The sequence below is a fragment of the Pseudidiomarina sp. genome (assembly GCF_048267825.1).
Taxonomy (GTDB): domain Bacteria; phylum Pseudomonadota; class Gammaproteobacteria; order Enterobacterales; family Alteromonadaceae; genus Pseudidiomarina.
Genome location: NZ_JBLWWR010000008.1, coordinates 1 through 16,165, shown reverse-complemented (window position 1 = coordinate 16,165; position 16,165 = coordinate 1). Strand labels below are relative to the sequence as shown.

Sequence of the window (16,165 nt, the reverse complement as noted above, 5' to 3'; positions counted from 1 at the left end):
AGATACGATATGTTACAACCAAAGCGTACTAAATTCCGTAAGGTACACAAGGGCCGTAACCGCGGCCTGGCGCAAGCAGGTAACAAAGTCAGCTTCGGTACTTTCGGTTTAAAATCGGTTGAGCGTGGTCGTATGACAGCTCGCCAAATCGAAGCGGCTCGTCGTGCCATGACGCGTCACGTGAAACGTCAAGGTAAGATCTGGATCCGCGTGTTCCCTGATAAGCCAATTACTCAAAAGCCTCTTGAAGTGCGTATGGGTAAAGGTAAAGGTAGCGTGGAATACTGGGTAGCTCAAATTCAGCCAGGTCGTGTCCTGTATGAAATGGACGGTGTTTCGGAAGAGTTGGCGCGTGAAGCGTTTGACCTTGCGGCACGTAAGCTGCCATTCAAAACCACCTTTGTAACTCGGACGGTGATGTAATGAAAGCTAGCGAACTGAAAGAAAAAACCGTTGAGCAGCTGCAAGAAGAATTGCTGGGTTTGCGTCGTGAGCAGTTCAATCTGCGCATGCAAGCAGCAACTGGTCAGCTGAATCAAACTCACATGTTGAAGCAAGTGCGTCGTGATATCGCACGTGTGAAGACTATTCTGACTGAGAAGGCAGGTGCGTAATGGCTGAAGAAAAACGTGTTCGTACTCTGCAAGGTCGTGTAACCAGCGATAAAATGGACAAGTCCATTACTGTTGCGGTAACTCGCCGTGTTAAACACCCGGTATATGGTAAGTACATTACCCGTACCACGAAATTGCACGCACACGACGAAAACAATGAGTGTAAAACTGGCGATACCGTGATTGTTCGCGAAACGCGTCCAGTATCCAAGACTAAGACTTGGGCACTTGTTGAAATTGTAGAGCGCGCATTAGTAATCTAATCGATTACCAATAAACGTGTAATATAAACGGCTTCCTTCGGGAGGCCGTTTTTTTTTGCTGGCAGGAAAAAACTGTAAAGTATGGTTATACTGGGTAAAAGTTTTTCAATTCCAGCAAGGAGATACGATGACCGATACCCATGAACCGGCACGTTTAAATCCCCCAGTATTTTTCAGTGCAGCAGGTCTTATTGTTGCAATTCTTTTGTTCGCCGCAATTGCTCCAGAAACAGCGGACTCTTGGTTTCAGGCAATTCAGTCAGCGATAATTGAAAATGGCAGTTGGTTCTATGTACTCGCTGTTGCGATTATCTTGCTCAGTGTTTTATACCTCGGCTTTTCCCGTATGGGCACAATCAAGCTAGGCCCTGACCATTCTGAGCCGGACTACTCAAACTTGTCGTGGTTCTCGATGTTGTTTTCAGCAGGCATGGGCATCGGATTGATGTTCTTCGGTGTTGCCGAACCCGTCATGCACTTTTTAGCGCCTCCAGTTGGTGACGCAGGCTCGGTTGAGGCTGCTCGGGAAGCTATGAAGATAACCTTCTTCCACTGGGGCCTCCATGCCTGGGCTATTTATGCAATTGTGGCGCTAATTTTAGCCTTTTTTGCATACCGTCATGGGTTGCCACTGACGCTTCGTTCAGCTCTGTACCCCATGATTGGCGACCGTATTTATGGGCCAATCGGTCATGTTGTGGATGTTTTTGCGGTAATAGGAACAGTATTCGGTGTGGCCACGTCGCTAGGTTACGGGGTTACCCAAATAAATGCCGGTATTAATTATCTATTCGATGTACCTGTATCCGACACGGTTCAAGTTTTACTTATTGTTGGCGTCACTTTGCTGGCCGTTATCTCGGTAACAACCGGGCTGGATAAGGGTATTCGTCGTTTGTCTGAGTTGAATATGATATTGGCAGTTGTGCTGCTGGTTATTGTACTCCTGCTGGGGCCAACGGTGTTTTTATTGCAGGCATTCGTGCAGAACACCGGCTCTTACGTTTCCGAGCTAGTCAATAATACGTTTAACTTGTTTGCCTACGAGAAAACCGACTGGATTGGTGGTTGGACCGTATTCTATTGGGGCTGGTGGTTAAGCTGGGCACCATTTGTTGGCTTGTTTATTGCACGTGTTTCGCGCGGCCGTACCATTCGAGAATTTGTGCTTGGTGTGTTGCTGGTGCCTACAGGCTTCACACTCATGTGGATGACGTTCTTTGGTAATTCCGCGATTGATATGATCCTCAATCAGGGGGTAACGTCACTTGGCGAAATGGTTCAGAACGATGTCTCAATCGCGCTATTTGCATTCCTAGAGCAATTTCCCTGGAGCGGTGTGCTTAGTGTGATAGCAACGCTTATGGTTGTGGTTTTCTTTGTAACCTCTTCAGATTCAGGCTCAATGGTTGTTGATATGCTGTGCTCTAACGGTCGCGATGATACGCCGGCGTGGCAGCGTATTTTTTGGGCAAGCGGTGAGGGCATCGTTGCTATTGTGCTGCTGCTTGCAGGCGGATTAGGTGCGCTGCAGACCATGACAATAGCCAGTGCGCTGCCATTTACTGTGATTCTGCTTATTGCTACTTACGGTTTGATTCGAGCCTTGCGCGTTGATGTTCATAAAAAAGATACCTTACAAAACAACTACCTGACTGCGTCGGCATCGAGCAATAAGAATTGGCGCGAGCGGTTACACAACATCATCGACTTTCCAAGTAAGTCGGTTGGACAGCGCTTTTTACTGCAGGTTGTTGAGCCCGCATTTGCCGAAGTAGCAAAAGAAATGGAAGCCAGCGGTTTAACCGTTCAACTGCAATGCGACGATAAGAATATTAAAATATTTCGAGTTATCCATGGTGATGAAATCGACTTTATCTACCATGTTCAGTTGTCTTCTCATATTCAGCCTGCATTTGTTTACGCGGATGCTGACGCGGACCCAACGGAAGCGCCGGAAGAGCAAAAATACTACCGGGCAGAGGTTCATTTACGCGAAGGTGGTCAAGACTATGACATTCTCGGTTGGTCACGCGACGCTGTGATTGGCGACATTATCGATCACTATCATAAGCACATGCACTTTTTGCATGTATTACGCTAAGGAGTTGACTATGAAGCGCACAATCATAGCTGTTTCGGTTGCGGCCGCATTAACGTCTGCATTAATGTTACCTACTGCGCTAGCTCAAACCAGTGAGCGCAGTAGTGCAGAAGAATTGCAGCAACTGCTCAACCAAATTGAACAACTTAAACAACGCGTTCTTGACCTCGAGCAGCGCGTTGCGCAGGAAGATAGTTCATCGGAACCGGTCAATGAACAGCAGCCGGAAGAGTTTGCGCCGCGCCGCGAAGTAAAAAGCTCGGCATTGGCTGCACGTGTGGAACGTTTAGAAGAAGACCTGGAAACCGCAGAAAATGATCCGATTCGTATTGGTGGTGCGGTTCGTACGCAATATGTTTGGGAAGATTATAACGATCCGATAAAAGATCGTGGCGGTGATTTTGATTTTGATTTAATTCGCCTCGATTACAGCGGCGAAATTGGTGATGTTGTTTTATCGGCTCAATACCGTTGGTTCCAGTATATGGACGTAGTGCAGCACGCTTGGGTTGGTTACAACTTCACCGAAAACTGGCAGGGCCAACTTGGTGTCACCAAAGTGCCATTTGGCAATACGCCGTATAATTCGAACAGTTATTTCTTTAGTTCTAACTTCTATGTTGGGCTTGAGGATGACCACGATATGGGCGCCAAAATGCGGTATCGCGATGCCGACTGGGATTTCGATATAGCTTTTTTCAAGTCCGATGAACTTGGTGGTGCGGATGGTTTAGCTACCAATAAATCTGATCGCTATGCGTACGATGCAGTCGGGCTGAGAGTCGCCGGTGAAGGCTTGTATGATAACCCAGACGCTCTGGCTGCAGAAACGAATAGCTGGGCAGTGCGTGGCGTTCGAAAGTGGACCATGGATGAACTTAGTTCGGCCGAGTTCGGCGCGTCATTGCAATGGGGCGACATGAACGATGGCATTGATAATGTCGGTGAACGTTCAGCTTGGGCAGTGCATGGGCTTTATAATTATGATCGCTGGACCTTTATGGGACAAGTGTCCCAGTATGACTACGACATGGACTCACCAGATATCGGTATTGTCGTTGGCGCCTACAACTATTTTGATACGATACCGAGCAAGGCAACACTTTATACGGCAAATATTGCATACAGCATGCCAGTAAAATGGGGGCCGGTGACCAACTTAACGTTTTACAATGATTTTAGTCTGATGACCGATAAGCGCTTATATACCGAAGAGACTTTAATGAATGTGCTTGGTTTTGCTGTGGCGGCAGGGGGCTTATACACTTATTTTGATTTGGTAACTGCACGTAATCAGCCGTTTGTAGGTGGCTCTATGAGTGGCGATGCGAAAGACACCAACACGCGATTCAACATCAATATAGGCTATTATTTTTAAGTAAAAATGAGTACAGTGGCCTTATTCAAACAGTTGTTTAAGTTGAGGTCACTGTGCCAATGAAATACCCCCATTTATTTCAGCCACTTGATTTAGGTTTTACCCAACTCAAGAACCGTGTGCTCATGGGTTCAATGCACACAGGTTTAGAAGAGGAAAAAAACGGTTTCGATAAGTTGGCGGCTTTTTACGCAGAGCGCGCAAAAGGTGGTGTCGGGCTTATCGTAACGGGGGGTATTAGTCCCAATTTCCGCGGACGTGTGAGCCCGTTTGGCAGTGAACTCAGCAGACCTTGGCATGTTGCGAAGCATCGCAAAGTGACGGAGGCCGTGCACGCAAACGGCGGCAAAATATGCATGCAAATTCTGCATACGGGTCGGTATGCCTATCACCCGTTTTCTGTTGCACCAAGCAAAATCAAAGCGCCCATTAACCCTTTTAAACCGAAGGCAATGAGCGAACGCCAAATTCTCACGACCATTCGCCATTTCGCGCGTGCCGCAAAGTTGGCTCAAAAAGCTGGCTACGATGGCGTTGAAGTAATGGGCTCTGAGGGCTATTTAATCAATCAGTTTATTTGCCGCAGAACCAACAAGCGCACCGATAGGTGGGGTGGTTCGTTTGAGAATCGCAGCCGTTTGGCACTGGAAATCATTAAGGCAATTCGTGCCGCCGTTGGTGAAAAGTTTATTATTGTTTACCGCTTGTCGATGCTCGATTTGGTGCCAGAAGGCAACACGTATGATGAAGTGATCGCGTTAGGTAAAGCGGTTGAAAAGGCTGGTGTGACAATTATAAATAGCGGTATTGGTTGGCACGAAGCGCGTGTACCGACCATTGTCACTTCAGTGCCACGTGCTGCATTTAGCTGGATTACGGCAAAAGTGCGCAAAGAGTTGTCGATTCCGGTGGTAGCAGTGAACCGGATTAACACACCAGAGGTTGCCGAAAAAATACTTGCCGATAAAGAAGCCGATATGGTTTCGATGGCTCGGCCGTTGCTGGCAGATGCCAACTTCGTTAATAAAGCTGAGCGCGACCAAGCGGACAGAATCAATACCTGCATTGCTTGTAATCAGGCGTGCCTGGACCATGTGTTTGAAAATAAACGTGCCAGTTGCTTGGTTAATCCTCAGGCATGCTATGAAAGCGAGTTAGTGTTTACTCCGGCGCAGCAACCTAAAAAGGTTGCTGTAGTAGGCGCAGGCCCTGCGGGTCTCGAATTTGCGTGCCGTGCGGCGGAGCGAGGCCATCAGGTACATTTATTTGATGCCGCCGCAGCTATTGGCGGTCAGTTTAACTATGCGAAGCAAATTCCAGGCAAAGAAGAATTTCATGAAACCATTCGTTACTTTAAAAACCGCCTTGTAGACTGCGGTGTGAAGGTTCACCTCAATACCCGCCAGAGTGCAGAAAGTTTAGCTGCGGGTGGGTTTGATGAGGTGGTTCTCGCAACGGGGGTCGTACCGCGGCAGCTTGATATACCGGGTATAGATTCTGACAACGTGTTGGGCTATATCGATGTGTTGCGCGATCATAAGCCGGTTGGCAAGAAAGTTGCACTTATCGGTGCCGGAGGTATCGGGTTTGATGTGGCTGAATACATCACCACGGAACAGTCGCCGACATTAAATGTACACGAGTGGTTGGATATTTGGGGTGTTGACGAAAGTTACGAAACGCGCGGCGGTTTAAAACCACAAGCAGAAGAACACAGCCCACGGGAAGTTTGGTTGTTACAACGCAAAACTTCAAAGGTAGGCGCTGGGCTCGGTAAAACCTCAGGGTGGGTACATCGAGCAACATTGAAGAAAAAAGGCGTCGAAATGATAGCTGGCGTAAGCTACAAGCGCGTTACTGATAACGGACTTTGGATAGAAATTGATGGTAAAGAGCAGTTGTTAGAGGTGGATACCATTGTGGTCTGCGCTGGGCAGGTACCACAACGTGAATTATTCCAAGAACTCGAGCAACGGGGGGTATCGGTGCACCTGATAGGTGGTGCTGACGTTGCAGCCGAGCTTGATGCTAAACGCGCTATTCGTCAGGGTGCAGAACTTGCGGCAGCCATTTGATATGACACAGCAATACGATTTACATTGCCACAGCTACTATTCCGACGGCGCACTAAGCCCAGCGGACTTGGTGAGCCGCGCGCACGAATTCGGTGTCAGCCATTTGGCGTTAACCGATCATGATTCAATTGCCGGATTAGCCGAAGCACGAGAGGCGATCAGCGCGCAAAACAGTCCGTTAAAGCTTATTTCAGGTACGGAAATAACGTGTCGCTGGGAGCAGTTCGAGGTGCACTTGGTGGCACTCAACTTTGATGAACAGGCGCCGAGTATTGTTGAATTATTAAATGTGCAACAGCAGCGTCGCCGAGAGCGTTATCAAGCGATGGTTGCGAAGCTACACAACGCTGGCATTGACGTGCAGCCGCCGCTGGCGCAAGCGATGACGATGCCAACCCGAAAGCATTTAGCCGATGCGTTAGTAGAAGGTGGCTGGGTGAGTTCATTCGAGACGGCATTCCGGCGTTATCTCGGCAAAGGGCAGCAGGCTTACATTGCGACCGATTGGGTTTCGCTAGCTGACGCTGCTGCCAGTGTAAAAGCTGCCGGAGGTGTCAGTGTTATTGCGCATCCGCATGCATATCAGTTGAGCAACAAGTGGCTGCGACGATTACTGCATGAGGCAAAAGCAGCGGGTGTAGATGGTGTTGAAGTTGCTATTGGTACACAAGCACCTGGCCAACGGGAAGCACTGGCGACCTTTGCTGAAGAAATCGGCTTGCTGGCCTCTGTAGGCTCGGATTTTCATTACCCAGCCCGCTGGCGTGAATTGGGTAAAAACCTTTGTCTACCTGAGCGCTGTGTGCCAATATGGACGAAATGGTCATAATAAGACTAGGTATAACGGGACATTACATAGCTTTATGAGCCAATATTTCAGTATACATTCAGAAAATCCGCAAAAGCGTTTAATTCAACAAGCAGCCGAGATTATTTTAAAGGGTGGCGTTGTCGTGTATCCGACAGATTCTGGTTATGCCATTGGCTGTCGTATTGGTGACAAAAATGCCATGGAACGCATTTGTCGTATTCGAAATATCGATAAAGATCATAATTTTACACTGATGTGTCGCGATCTCTCTGAATTATCTATCTATGCGCGAGTCGATAATCCAGCCTTTCGCTTATTAAAAAACAACACGCCTGGTGCATATACATTTATTCTAAAAGGTACCAAAGAGGTACCGCGTCGCTTGTTGAATCCTAAGCGCAAAACAATTGGTATTCGTGTGTCTGATGATCCAATTGTAATGGCCTTGCTCGAAGCTTTGGGAGAGCCATTAATGTCAACCAGCTTGATTCTGGATGACAATGAATTCGCAGAATCAGACCCTAACGAAATTCGCGAAAGATTAGAACGCCAGGTCGATTTAATCATTGATGGCGAGCACCGTGCTGAAGAGCAAACCACCGTCATCGACCTCGCGGATGATGTTGTAAAAGTAGCGCGGCAAGGGGCTGGGGACGTTTCACCTTTTGTGGATCAGTAACCTACATGAGCTCGGCTGACGCAAGCACCCCGCAACAACAATCACTGCCACTGGGCTTTGTTCGTGGTGAACCAGTCATTGATAAACCGGAAGATCTTTATATTCCGCCTGACGCACTTGAACTTATCTTAGAAAGCTTTTCGGGGCCGATGGATCTATTGCTGTATCTGATTCGTCGGCAAAAACTCGACATTGTTGATTTGCCGATTCTACCGATTACACGCCAGTACATGGAATACGTTGAGATGATGAAAGATCTCAAACTTGAGTTGGCGGCCGATTATCTGGTTATGGCGGCAATGTTAGCTGAAATAAAAAGTCGTATGTTATTACCACGCCCTCCTGCTGAAGATGACGAAGAGCACGATCCGCGCGCCGAGTTAGTGCGACGGTTGCAAGAATATGAATCAATCAGACAGGGTGCCCAACATTTTGATGCGATGCCGCAAACAGGGCGGGATAACTTCGTTGCGCAAGCCATGACCGACGCACAAGAACTCATTGAACAACACTTACCTGAAGTGGCGCTAGCTGAGTTAGCATTGGCATTTAGCCAAGCTTTAGCACACGCAAAATTACAAAACCACCATCAAGTGCAACGGGAGAAATTATCCACACGTGAGCGCATGAGCCGCATCTTGGATTTATTGCAAAGCAACCAGCGGTTGCGATTCGCAGATATTTTTGAACCAAGTGAGGGCAAAGCGGGTGTTGTTGTAAGCTTTTTGGCTATTTTAGAACTGGTGAAAGAAGCGTTGATTGAAGTGGTTCAAGTTGATGCTTTTAGTGAGATTCATGTCACGAACCGTGAGCAAATTTATGCAGACTCCACAACTTAAACAAGCGATTGAAGCACTCCTCTTTGTTGCTGAGCAGCCATTAACTGAAACGCAGTTATTTGAGCATTTTAGCGAGGAAAGCATTAGCCGTAAGCAACTCAAAGAGGTGCTGAGCGAGTTACGCAACGACTATCAGGAACGTGGTGTGCAATTAACCTTAGTTGCCTCAGGTTATCGATTTCAGACGCGCGCGGAATTGGGTGGTATAATAAGCCGCTTGTGGCAAGAAAAGCCGCCACGTTATTCGCAGGCGTTACTTGAAACCCTTGCATTAATTGCCTATCGCCAGCCGATAACCCGGGGTGATATTGAAGAGATTCGTGGTGTGAGCGTAAGCTCCAACATTATGAAGACATTGCAAGAACGTGGTTGGATAAAAGTGGTTGGGCACCGTGAAGTACCCGGGCGTCCGCAGCTTTACGCGACAACAAATGAGTTTTTAGACTATTTTAGTTTACAAGATTTATCTGAATTACCGGCTATTCCTGAGGCGCCTGAAAAGGTTTCACCAAAAGGATCTGCCGTTCAAACAACCGCTGAGACAGCGACAAATACAGAGTAATACCCATGAGTGAAAAGTTACAAAAAGTACTAGCCCGTTCTGGTCATGGTTCTCGCCGAGAGCTTGAGACAATGATTGCGGCTGGTCGCGTGAGCGTGAATGGTCAAGTCGCCAGTTTAGGCGAGCGAATTGACAGCAATGCGGTGGTTCGAATTGACGGCCGCGAAGCCAGTATTAAACAGCCCGAAGATGTGGTGTGCAGAGTACTGATGTACCACAAACCTGAAGGTGAACTTTGCACGCGCAAAGACCCAGAAGGGCGGCCGACCGTTTATGATCGCTTGCCACGCATGCAAGGTTCACGATGGGTTGCTGTTGGTCGGCTTGATGTGAACACATCAGGTTTGCTGTTGTTCACTACCGATGGTGAACTTGCCAACCGCTTAATGCACCCAGGGCATGAAATTGAGCGTGAATATTCGGTCCGCATATTTGGTGAAGTGACTGACGAGATGATGCGCAAACTGAAGCAGGGTGTGCAGCTCGAAGATGGTCCAGCATCATTTAAAGAAATTAAACGTGGCGGCGGCGAAGGCATGAACCAGTGGTTTCGTGTCATGTTAACCGAGGGACGCAATCGAGAAGTTCGTCGTTTGTGGGAATCCCAAGGGGTTCAAGTTAGTCGCTTGATTCGCGTTCGTTACGGGAATATCAAGCTTGAGCAAGGTTTGCCGCAAAGTGGTTGGGGTGAACTGCCGATTAAAGAAATCAATTACCTACGCGAGCTTGTTGGCTTACCGGCGGAAACGCGAACGTTCGTTGATCCGCGCCAAGGTGAATCACGGCAAAAACGTTATTCACGTGCGCGCCGCGTGAACGCACAAAAACTGCAGCAACGTGGGCAAAGTGCGCCAACAGCAGATCAAGCACAGCCTGCAACAGGTAAACCTGATTCACGTAAGAAAAATGACCAATCGCGACCAAAGTCGCGTAAGCCAGGTGATCGCGAGCGGCCTGATTCACGGTCCACGGACCAACGTAAACCGGATGGCCGTAAACCCAATGAACGTAAGCCAACCACACGTAAGCCGAAAGAACGCAAAGCAACTGGTCGTAAACGCACGCGCACATGAGCTTAATCGCTGACTGGCGTTTAGCCGGGCCGCTGCTTAGTTTATGGCCGTTTAGAGATGATGTTTGGCGTGAGCAGGGGAAACCTGCTCAACGCCAGCTAATTGCATTGTGGGAAATACTTTCACCGCACTATCCTATGCTTATCGGCGTTCATCCAGAGCAATTCACTTTGGCGCGCAAGCAACTCCCTCACGCCGTAAAAACGCTTATTTTACCCTACAACGATGCATGGCCTCGTGATATCGGGCCGCTATGGTGCGAAACAGAAAATGCGCAAATTACAGCGCATAGTTTTGCTTTTTCGGCGTGGCATGGGCTCTATCCAAATTGTGAGGATGACCAAGCTTTTGCGGCGAAATTAGCGGGTCAATTGCAAGTGCCATGTGCAATCCATGACTTCGTTTTTGAAGGTGGCGCTATAGCTACAGACGGGCAAGGCACCGCAATTGTCCACGGGGTGAGTGTCGCCCGAAATAATAGCCACTTATCTCGCGCACAACAGGAGCAACAGATAAGTGAGCCGTTGGGTATTGAGCAAATTTATTGGCTCGATTTCGCGAACCCTGCGGATGAAACGGGTGGGCATACCGACAACCAGGTTCAATTTCTTAATGAAGATACGCTTGTCGTGAGCATCCCCCGTACTCCGGGCGAGCTTTTCGACGCATATCAGCGACAGCTTGAGCACGTGCGTGAGTGGCGCAACATACAAGGCCGCGCATATAACGTTGTGGTTTTACCGCAGCCGGAGCCGATTGCGCCTGACATGAATGAATTTACTTCTGTGCGGCGGGTACACGGTGTTTTTGAGCGCGGAAAGGCGCCGATGCTGGCAAGCTACGTTAATTTTGTGCGTGTTGGAGACTGCGTTGTAGTGCCTCAATTCGGTTTGGATAGCGATAAAGAGGCGGTTCGAATGCTGCAAGCGGCGGCGCCCACACTGAAAATCATTGCCGCACCCGCCGACGAATTTATCAAGGCAGGCGGTGCGCTGCACTGTATGACTCTGCCGCTACCAGCTGCGGCCAACAACTTACTCTAGTTGATAGGTCACTTGCACCTGAGCTCGTATTTTATTGGTACCTGGCAAACTCACATCTGCTGCTTGTTGCATACGCATGCTTGCTTCATAACGTACCGGTGTTTGACTACTTTCCTGAATTTGTAGCACATCGGCCACTGCGCTGTTGGCAGCACGTGCCATTTTATCGGCTTTCGTCCACGCATTGACAACGGCTTGTTCGAGCACTTGTTGGTATAGGGCTTCGGTCTCGCTCACCAAAAATTCAGAGTTAAGAATATGCGTTGCACCAACCTCTAGCGCCTGATTGATTATCGTATCGTAGTTTGATACTTGGCGAAGCAGCACGCTGACCTGACGGGTGGCGGTATAGCCGCGTTGAAGGCGTTCACCATCTTTGTAGTCGTAACGCGGCGAAGCATTAATTTGATAAGACGTGATATCACGGTCATCAATTTGCTGCTCGCGCAAAAATGTTATGATCGCGGCCGTGGTGGTATCAATTTGTTGCTTGAGTAAGGTGAGATCCTCGCCCTCGCGATTGATACTTAAATTGATGTTTACCTGGTCGGGTTCAACCTGAACTTCGGCATGACTCGAAACTGTCAGCGTGCGAGGTTCTTGAGTTATTGGTTGGCAAGCAGCTAGAGTTAAGCAACCGATTAGCAGAATTGACATTTTACGAGCAGTCATAACACCTCCATGGGGTGAATGTAAGTAGGTGCAAATGGAACGTGAAAACAATATACAGCAAGCGGAGGAGGTTGTGGTACGCCTCCTTGCGCGTCGCGAACACAGTGCTCGCGAATTGCACCAAAAACTAAAGCAACGAGGCTTTGACCACCGTACCATAGACTTGGTTCTTAAAAAGGCGCAAGAACATGGTTGGCAGTCGGATGAACGCTTTGCTCATGTATGGGTTCGAACGTGTATAGCACGCGGTGACGGACTGAGAAAAATATCCGCTCAAGCACCCCAAAAAGGTATTCCCGCGGAGCTCGTTGAACTGGTTTTAAAGCATGAACAACCGGACTGGCATGAGGCTTGTTATCAGCGGTTGATTAGAAAGTTTGGCGAAATGCCCGCAGTTGATAGGAAGCAACGCGATAAAATTATGCGTCATTTATTACAACGCGGGTTTAGTTTCGAAGTAATTAACCATGCGCTTGAACGCCAAGCTAAAGCCTTTGCAGACTAGTCGTCGTGAATCTTTCATGGTAGCATTTTGCCCTATCTTTAGTCATAAACTAACCCCAAACGTCGTAGGAAGTAGTCCATGCAAATGACCAGTGCGGAAATTCGTGAAGCGTTTCTCGCGTTCTTCGCTGAAAAGGGCCATCAACGGGTTCCATCAGCATCTTTAATCCCTGGCAATGATCCAACCTTGCTGTTTACCAATGCGGGTATGGTGCCGTTTAAAGATGTGTTTTTAGGTGATGAACAACGTGATTACAGCCGTGCGACATCATCTCAGCGCTGCTTGAGAGCCGGCGGAAAGCATAACGACCTTGAAAATGTAGGTTACACAGCGCGCCATCATACGTTTTTTGAAATGTTGGGTAATTTTAGTTTTGGCGATTACTTTAAGCGCGAAGCGATTCAATATGCGTGGGAATACCTGACGGATGTGTTGAAGTTACCGAAAGAAAAATTGTGGGTAACGGTGTTCACTGAAGATGACGAAGCATACGACATTTGGGCTAAAGAAATAGGCGTGCCGACCGATCGCATTTCACGTATTGGGGCAAAAGATAACTTTTGGGCAATGGGTGACACCGGGCCATGTGGGCCATGCTCTGAAATTTTCTATGATCACGGCGAAGAAATCTGGGGTGGCCCACCGGGAACGCCAGAAGAAGACGGCGATCGCTACATTGAAATCTGGAATCTAGTATTCATGCAATACAACCGCCAGGCCGATGGTACTTTGCTGCCATTACCAAAGCCTTCGGTTGATACCGGCATGGGTTTAGAGCGGATTGCTGCTGTATTGCAACATGTACATAGCAACTATGAAATTGACCTATTTCAAGCACTGATCAAATCAGCAGCAAGCATTATTGGAACCGATGATTTAGATAATAAGTCGCTACGCGTAATTGCTGATCATATTCGTTCATGCAGCTTCTTAATTGCTGACGGCGTGCAACCTTCGAATGAGGGGCGCGGTTATGTATTACGTCGCATTATTCGCCGTGCTGTGCGACATGGCAGTATGTTAGGTGCACAAGGGACTTTCTTCTATAAGCTTGTGGCGAGTTTGGTTGAACAAATGGGCGATGCTTACCCGGAGCTGAAAGATAAACAGAAAGTTATAGAACAAGCGTTGCAACGCGAAGAAGAGCAGTTTGGTAAAACGCTTGAGCGTGGCCTAAATATTTTGAATGAAGCGCTCACTGAGCTTGACGACACAGTGCTTCCAGGTGAGTTGGTGTTTAAGTTGTATGACACCTTCGGTTTTCCGATGGACCTTACCGCTGACATGGCGCGCGAGAAGGGCTTAACCATTGATGAGGCTGGCTTTAATGCAGCAATGGAAGCACAACGTCAGCGTGCCCAACAAGCATCCAATTTTGGTGTTGATTACAACGAGCGCTTAAAGTCGAGTCAGAAATCAGAGTTTTTGGGATACACCGATGTTACAGGCGAAAGTGAAATTGTAGAGCTATTTGCCAATGGTGAAGCTGTTTCAGAGTTGCCTGCCGAAAGTAAAGGCATCGTGGTACTGACACGTACGCCGTTCTATGCTGAAAGTGGCGGGCAAATTGGTGATACCGGCAAACTGATTGTGAATGGTGGCGAATTTGTAGTTGAAGACACCCAATATATCGGTAAGGCCATAGCCCACCATGGGCAAGCAGCTGCGACACTTAAAGTTGGTGACAAGGTGGCCGCTCATGTTGATTCTCACCGTCGTGAAGCAGTTAAGCGAAACCATTCAGCAACGCACTTATTGCATGCTGCATTACGTAATCTTTTGGGTGAGCATGTTACCCAGAAGGGCTCACTGGTAACTGCCGAACGTTTGCGTTTTGACTTTTCACATTTCGAATCTGTAACAGCCGAGCAACTTGATGCAATAGAGCGCCAAGTGAATGAAGAAATTTACAAGAATCTTCACGTTAGTGCGGCGGTCATGCCAATTGAGGACGCGAAAAAAGCTGGCGCAATGGCGTTATTTGGTGAGAAATATGACGATGAGGTTCGCGTGTTGCGCATGGGGGATTTCTCCATGGAACTATGCGGCGGTACACATGTGCGACAGACGGGTGATATTGGCGCGTTTCGCATAATTTCTGAAGCGGGTATTGCTTCAGGTGTGCGCCGAATTGAAGCAGTTACTGGCGCCGGAGCTGTTCAGTTTACCTTGCAACAGCAGCAACAATTACGCCAGGCAGCAAGTCTGCTTAAAACTGACGCGATGCACGTGGCAGAACGCGTGCAACAACAGATTGATCGTAGTCGTCAGCTTGAACGTACTATAGATGAATTAAGTCAGAAAATTGCTGCACAAGCGGGTTCCGACTTAATTGGTAATGCGTTAGATATTAATGGCGTAAAAGTCGTAATTGCTGAAGTGGCTGGTGTTGAAGCTAAAGCCTTACGCAGCATGGTTGATGATTTAAAAAACCAGCTGCAGTCTGGCGTTGTTGTTTTAGGGCTCGCTGCGGAAGAAAAAGTCAGCTTGATTGTCGGTGTAACGAACGATCTAACCGGCCGTGTTAAAGCCGGCGATGTCGTCAATGTGGCAGCGGCGGAAGTTGGCGGTAAAGGTGGTGGCCGACCTGATTTAGCGCAAGCCGGCGGCGCAGATCCAACCAAGTTAGATAGTGCACTTCGTGCAGCGAAAACGAAGTTGGAAGCATTATTGCGATAGATAGCGCGATGATACGGTTAGTTTGGATGATGTGCGGGTGTACTGACAGCTGTTCCTTGTTAGAATGTCCGTGCTTATTCGGGTTTCGGTGAATAAGTACGCAATAAGGTAGTGATTGTTATAACAATTGTGATATATTCATTGAGGCGAAAAATAACAGGCTGATGGTGCGGGAATGATCTATACTGAACCGCATGGGACACAGAAGTAGGGAAGGAGTAGGCTAATGTTGATCTTAACCCGCAGAGTGGGTGAGACCTTAATGATAGGCGATGAGGTCACAGTCACTGTATTGGGTGTAAAAGGGAATCAGGTGCGTATCGGGGTAAATGCACCTAAAGATGTCTCTGTTCACCGTGAAGAAATTTATATGCGTATTCAAGCTGAGCACCAAGACAGCGAGAAACCAGAAGACAAAGAATGATTTTGCAAAAAAGCTGACCCAATGAGGTCGGCTTTTTTGATCGAAACGTATGTTCAGTGAAATAACGGATTCAGGTTATTTATCTCAAAATGGACGGTTGTGCCTGAATTTTGTCCGAGATGTTTAAAATTCCCACAAACAAACACCAATTTCCAAAAAATCGTTTGACATATTTTTCAAGGTCGCTAGAATTCATCGCCACAAGTAAGCGGTGAGGTGGCCGAGAGGCTGAAGGCGCTCCCCTGCTAAGGGAGTATAGGGTTTGTAGCTCTATCGAGGGTTCGAATCCCTCCCTCACCGCCATTTGTCAACAACGCACTCGTAGCTCAATTGGATAGAGTACTCGGCTACGAACCGAGCGGTTGGAGGTTCGAGTCCTCCCGAGTGCGCCATTTGTTGACAATAAGACCTAATACACGCACTCGTAGCTCAATTGGATAGAGT

Annotated in this window: 16 protein-coding genes and 2 tRNA genes; 17 read left to right on the top strand and 1 reads right to left on the bottom strand. The window is 48.0% G+C overall.

Features of this window, described 5'->3' with window-relative positions; translation table 11 throughout:
* Window positions 1–9: 9 nt before the first annotated feature.
* The 12 genes from rplP to ACN0UN_RS07845 all read left to right on the top strand — a co-directional run bounded on the left by rplP (window position 10) and on the right by ACN0UN_RS07845 (window position 11,441).
* Complete coding sequence (gene rplP / locus ACN0UN_RS07900) at window positions 10–423, top strand: 50S ribosomal protein L16 (protein WP_092854205.1); 414 nt, start codon at window positions 10–12, stop codon at window positions 421–423.
* On the top strand, window positions 423–614 hold the full coding sequence (gene rpmC / locus ACN0UN_RS07895; RefSeq protein WP_128352016.1) for a 50S ribosomal protein L29: 192 nt from the start codon (window positions 423–425) through the stop codon (window positions 612–614). Before rplP ends, rpmC begins: the two co-directional genes overlap by 1 nt.
* On the top strand, window positions 614–877 hold the full coding sequence (rpsQ, locus tag ACN0UN_RS07890) for a 30S ribosomal protein S17 (protein WP_128352015.1): 264 nt from the start codon (window positions 614–616) through the stop codon (window positions 875–877). The genes rpmC and rpsQ overlap by 1 nt, the downstream gene beginning before the upstream one ends.
* A gap of 127 nt (window positions 878–1,004) precedes the next feature.
* Window positions 1,005–2,981 (top strand): BCCT family transporter, encoded by a 1,977-nt coding sequence (locus ACN0UN_RS07885; protein WP_417659500.1) that lies wholly within the window; start codon window positions 1,005–1,007, stop codon window positions 2,979–2,981.
* A 10-nt stretch (window positions 2,982–2,991) separates the two neighbouring features.
* On the top strand, window positions 2,992–4,359 hold the full coding sequence (locus ACN0UN_RS07880; protein ID WP_417659499.1) for a carbohydrate porin: 1,368 nt from the start codon (window positions 2,992–2,994) through the stop codon (window positions 4,357–4,359).
* A gap of 59 nt (window positions 4,360–4,418) precedes the next feature.
* On the top strand, window positions 4,419–6,434 hold the full coding sequence (locus ACN0UN_RS07875; protein ID WP_417659498.1) for an FAD-dependent oxidoreductase: 2,016 nt from the start codon (window positions 4,419–4,421) through the stop codon (window positions 6,432–6,434).
* A gap of 1 nt (window position 6,435) precedes the next feature.
* Window positions 6,436–7,263, top strand: coding sequence for a PHP domain-containing protein (locus ACN0UN_RS07870; protein WP_417659497.1), 828 nt, complete (start codon window positions 6,436–6,438; stop codon window positions 7,261–7,263).
* 34 nt (window positions 7,264–7,297) lie between these two features.
* Window positions 7,298–7,924, top strand: a complete 627-nt coding sequence (locus ACN0UN_RS07865; protein WP_417659496.1) for an L-threonylcarbamoyladenylate synthase — start codon at window positions 7,298–7,300, stop codon at window positions 7,922–7,924.
* A gap of 5 nt (window positions 7,925–7,929) precedes the next feature.
* Complete coding sequence (locus ACN0UN_RS07860; protein WP_417659495.1) at window positions 7,930–8,763, top strand: segregation and condensation protein A; 834 nt, start codon at window positions 7,930–7,932, stop codon at window positions 8,761–8,763.
* Complete coding sequence (gene scpB / locus ACN0UN_RS07855; RefSeq protein ID WP_417659494.1) at window positions 8,744–9,325, top strand: SMC-Scp complex subunit ScpB; 582 nt, start codon at window positions 8,744–8,746, stop codon at window positions 9,323–9,325. Before ACN0UN_RS07860 ends, scpB begins: the two co-directional genes overlap by 20 nt.
* Window positions 9,326–9,330: 5 nt before the next feature.
* Window positions 9,331–10,398 carry a 23S rRNA pseudouridine(2605) synthase RluB gene (gene rluB, locus ACN0UN_RS07850; RefSeq protein ID WP_417659493.1) on the top strand — a complete coding sequence of 356 codons (1,068 nt, stop codon included), beginning with the start codon at window positions 9,331–9,333 and terminating at the stop codon, window positions 10,396–10,398.
* The gene (locus ACN0UN_RS07845) at window positions 10,395–11,441 is read left to right on the top strand and encodes an agmatine deiminase family protein (protein WP_417659492.1); all 1,047 of its coding nucleotides are present in this window, start codon (window positions 10,395–10,397) and stop codon (window positions 11,439–11,441) included. Before rluB ends, ACN0UN_RS07845 begins: the two co-directional genes overlap by 4 nt.
* On the opposite strand, the gene ACN0UN_RS07840 is transcribed toward ACN0UN_RS07845, so the two are convergent.
* The gene (locus ACN0UN_RS07840; RefSeq protein WP_417659491.1) at window positions 11,433–12,113 is read right to left on the bottom strand and encodes an SIMPL domain-containing protein; all 681 of its coding nucleotides are present in this window, start codon (window positions 12,111–12,113) and stop codon (window positions 11,433–11,435) included. The genes ACN0UN_RS07845 and ACN0UN_RS07840 overlap by 9 nt on opposite strands.
* 34 nt (window positions 12,114–12,147) lie before the next feature.
* Here ACN0UN_RS07840 and ACN0UN_RS07835 point away from each other — a divergent pair, with 34 nt between their 5' ends.
* The 5 genes from ACN0UN_RS07835 to ACN0UN_RS07815 all read left to right on the top strand — a co-directional run bounded on the left by ACN0UN_RS07835 (window position 12,148) and on the right by ACN0UN_RS07815 (window position 16,113).
* A complete protein-coding gene (locus tag ACN0UN_RS07835) occupies window positions 12,148–12,618 on the top strand; it encodes a regulatory protein RecX (protein ID WP_417659490.1) in 471 nt (156 codons plus the stop codon).
* Window positions 12,619–12,696: 78 nt separating this feature from the next.
* A complete protein-coding gene (gene alaS / locus ACN0UN_RS07830; protein WP_417659489.1) occupies window positions 12,697–15,297 on the top strand; it encodes an alanine--tRNA ligase in 2,601 nt (866 codons plus the stop codon).
* Between the two features lie 226 nt (window positions 15,298–15,523).
* Window positions 15,524–15,721 carry a carbon storage regulator CsrA gene (gene csrA / locus ACN0UN_RS07825; RefSeq protein WP_128352003.1) on the top strand — a complete coding sequence of 66 codons (198 nt, stop codon included), beginning with the start codon at window positions 15,524–15,526 and terminating at the stop codon, window positions 15,719–15,721.
* Between the two features lie 210 nt (window positions 15,722–15,931).
* Window positions 15,932–16,024 (top strand) — tRNA-Ser (locus ACN0UN_RS07820).
* A 12-nt stretch (window positions 16,025–16,036) separates the two neighbouring features.
* Window positions 16,037–16,113, top strand: a tRNA-Arg gene (locus ACN0UN_RS07815).
* Window positions 16,114–16,165: the final 52 nt, after the last annotated feature.

Coding starts and splice junctions, on each gene's coding strand:
- rplP (WP_092854205.1), top strand. CDS start 10: ATGTTACAACCAAAGCGTACTAAATTCCGTAAGGTACACAAGGGCCGT.
- rpmC (WP_128352016.1), top strand. CDS start 423: ATGAAAGCTAGCGAACTGAAAGAAAAAACCGTTGAGCAGCTGCAAGAA.
- rpsQ (WP_128352015.1), top strand. CDS start 614: ATGGCTGAAGAAAAACGTGTTCGTACTCTGCAAGGTCGTGTAACCAGC.
- ACN0UN_RS07885 (WP_417659500.1), top strand. CDS start 1,005: ATGACCGATACCCATGAACCGGCACGTTTAAATCCCCCAGTATTTTTC.
- ACN0UN_RS07880 (WP_417659499.1), top strand. CDS start 2,992: ATGAAGCGCACAATCATAGCTGTTTCGGTTGCGGCCGCATTAACGTCT.
- ACN0UN_RS07875 (WP_417659498.1), top strand. CDS start 4,419: ATGAAATACCCCCATTTATTTCAGCCACTTGATTTAGGTTTTACCCAA.
- ACN0UN_RS07870 (WP_417659497.1), top strand. CDS start 6,436: ATGACACAGCAATACGATTTACATTGCCACAGCTACTATTCCGACGGC.
- ACN0UN_RS07865 (WP_417659496.1), top strand. CDS start 7,298: ATGAGCCAATATTTCAGTATACATTCAGAAAATCCGCAAAAGCGTTTA.
- ACN0UN_RS07860 (WP_417659495.1), top strand. CDS start 7,930: ATGAGCTCGGCTGACGCAAGCACCCCGCAACAACAATCACTGCCACTG.
- scpB (WP_417659494.1), top strand. CDS start 8,744: ATGCAGACTCCACAACTTAAACAAGCGATTGAAGCACTCCTCTTTGTT.
- rluB (WP_417659493.1), top strand. CDS start 9,331: ATGAGTGAAAAGTTACAAAAAGTACTAGCCCGTTCTGGTCATGGTTCT.
- ACN0UN_RS07845 (WP_417659492.1), top strand. CDS start 10,395: ATGAGCTTAATCGCTGACTGGCGTTTAGCCGGGCCGCTGCTTAGTTTA.
- ACN0UN_RS07840 (WP_417659491.1), bottom strand. CDS start 12,113: ATGACTGCTCGTAAAATGTCAATTCTGCTAATCGGTTGCTTAACTCTA.
- ACN0UN_RS07835 (WP_417659490.1), top strand. CDS start 12,148: ATGGAACGTGAAAACAATATACAGCAAGCGGAGGAGGTTGTGGTACGC.
- alaS (WP_417659489.1), top strand. CDS start 12,697: ATGCAAATGACCAGTGCGGAAATTCGTGAAGCGTTTCTCGCGTTCTTC.
- csrA (WP_128352003.1), top strand. CDS start 15,524: ATGTTGATCTTAACCCGCAGAGTGGGTGAGACCTTAATGATAGGCGAT.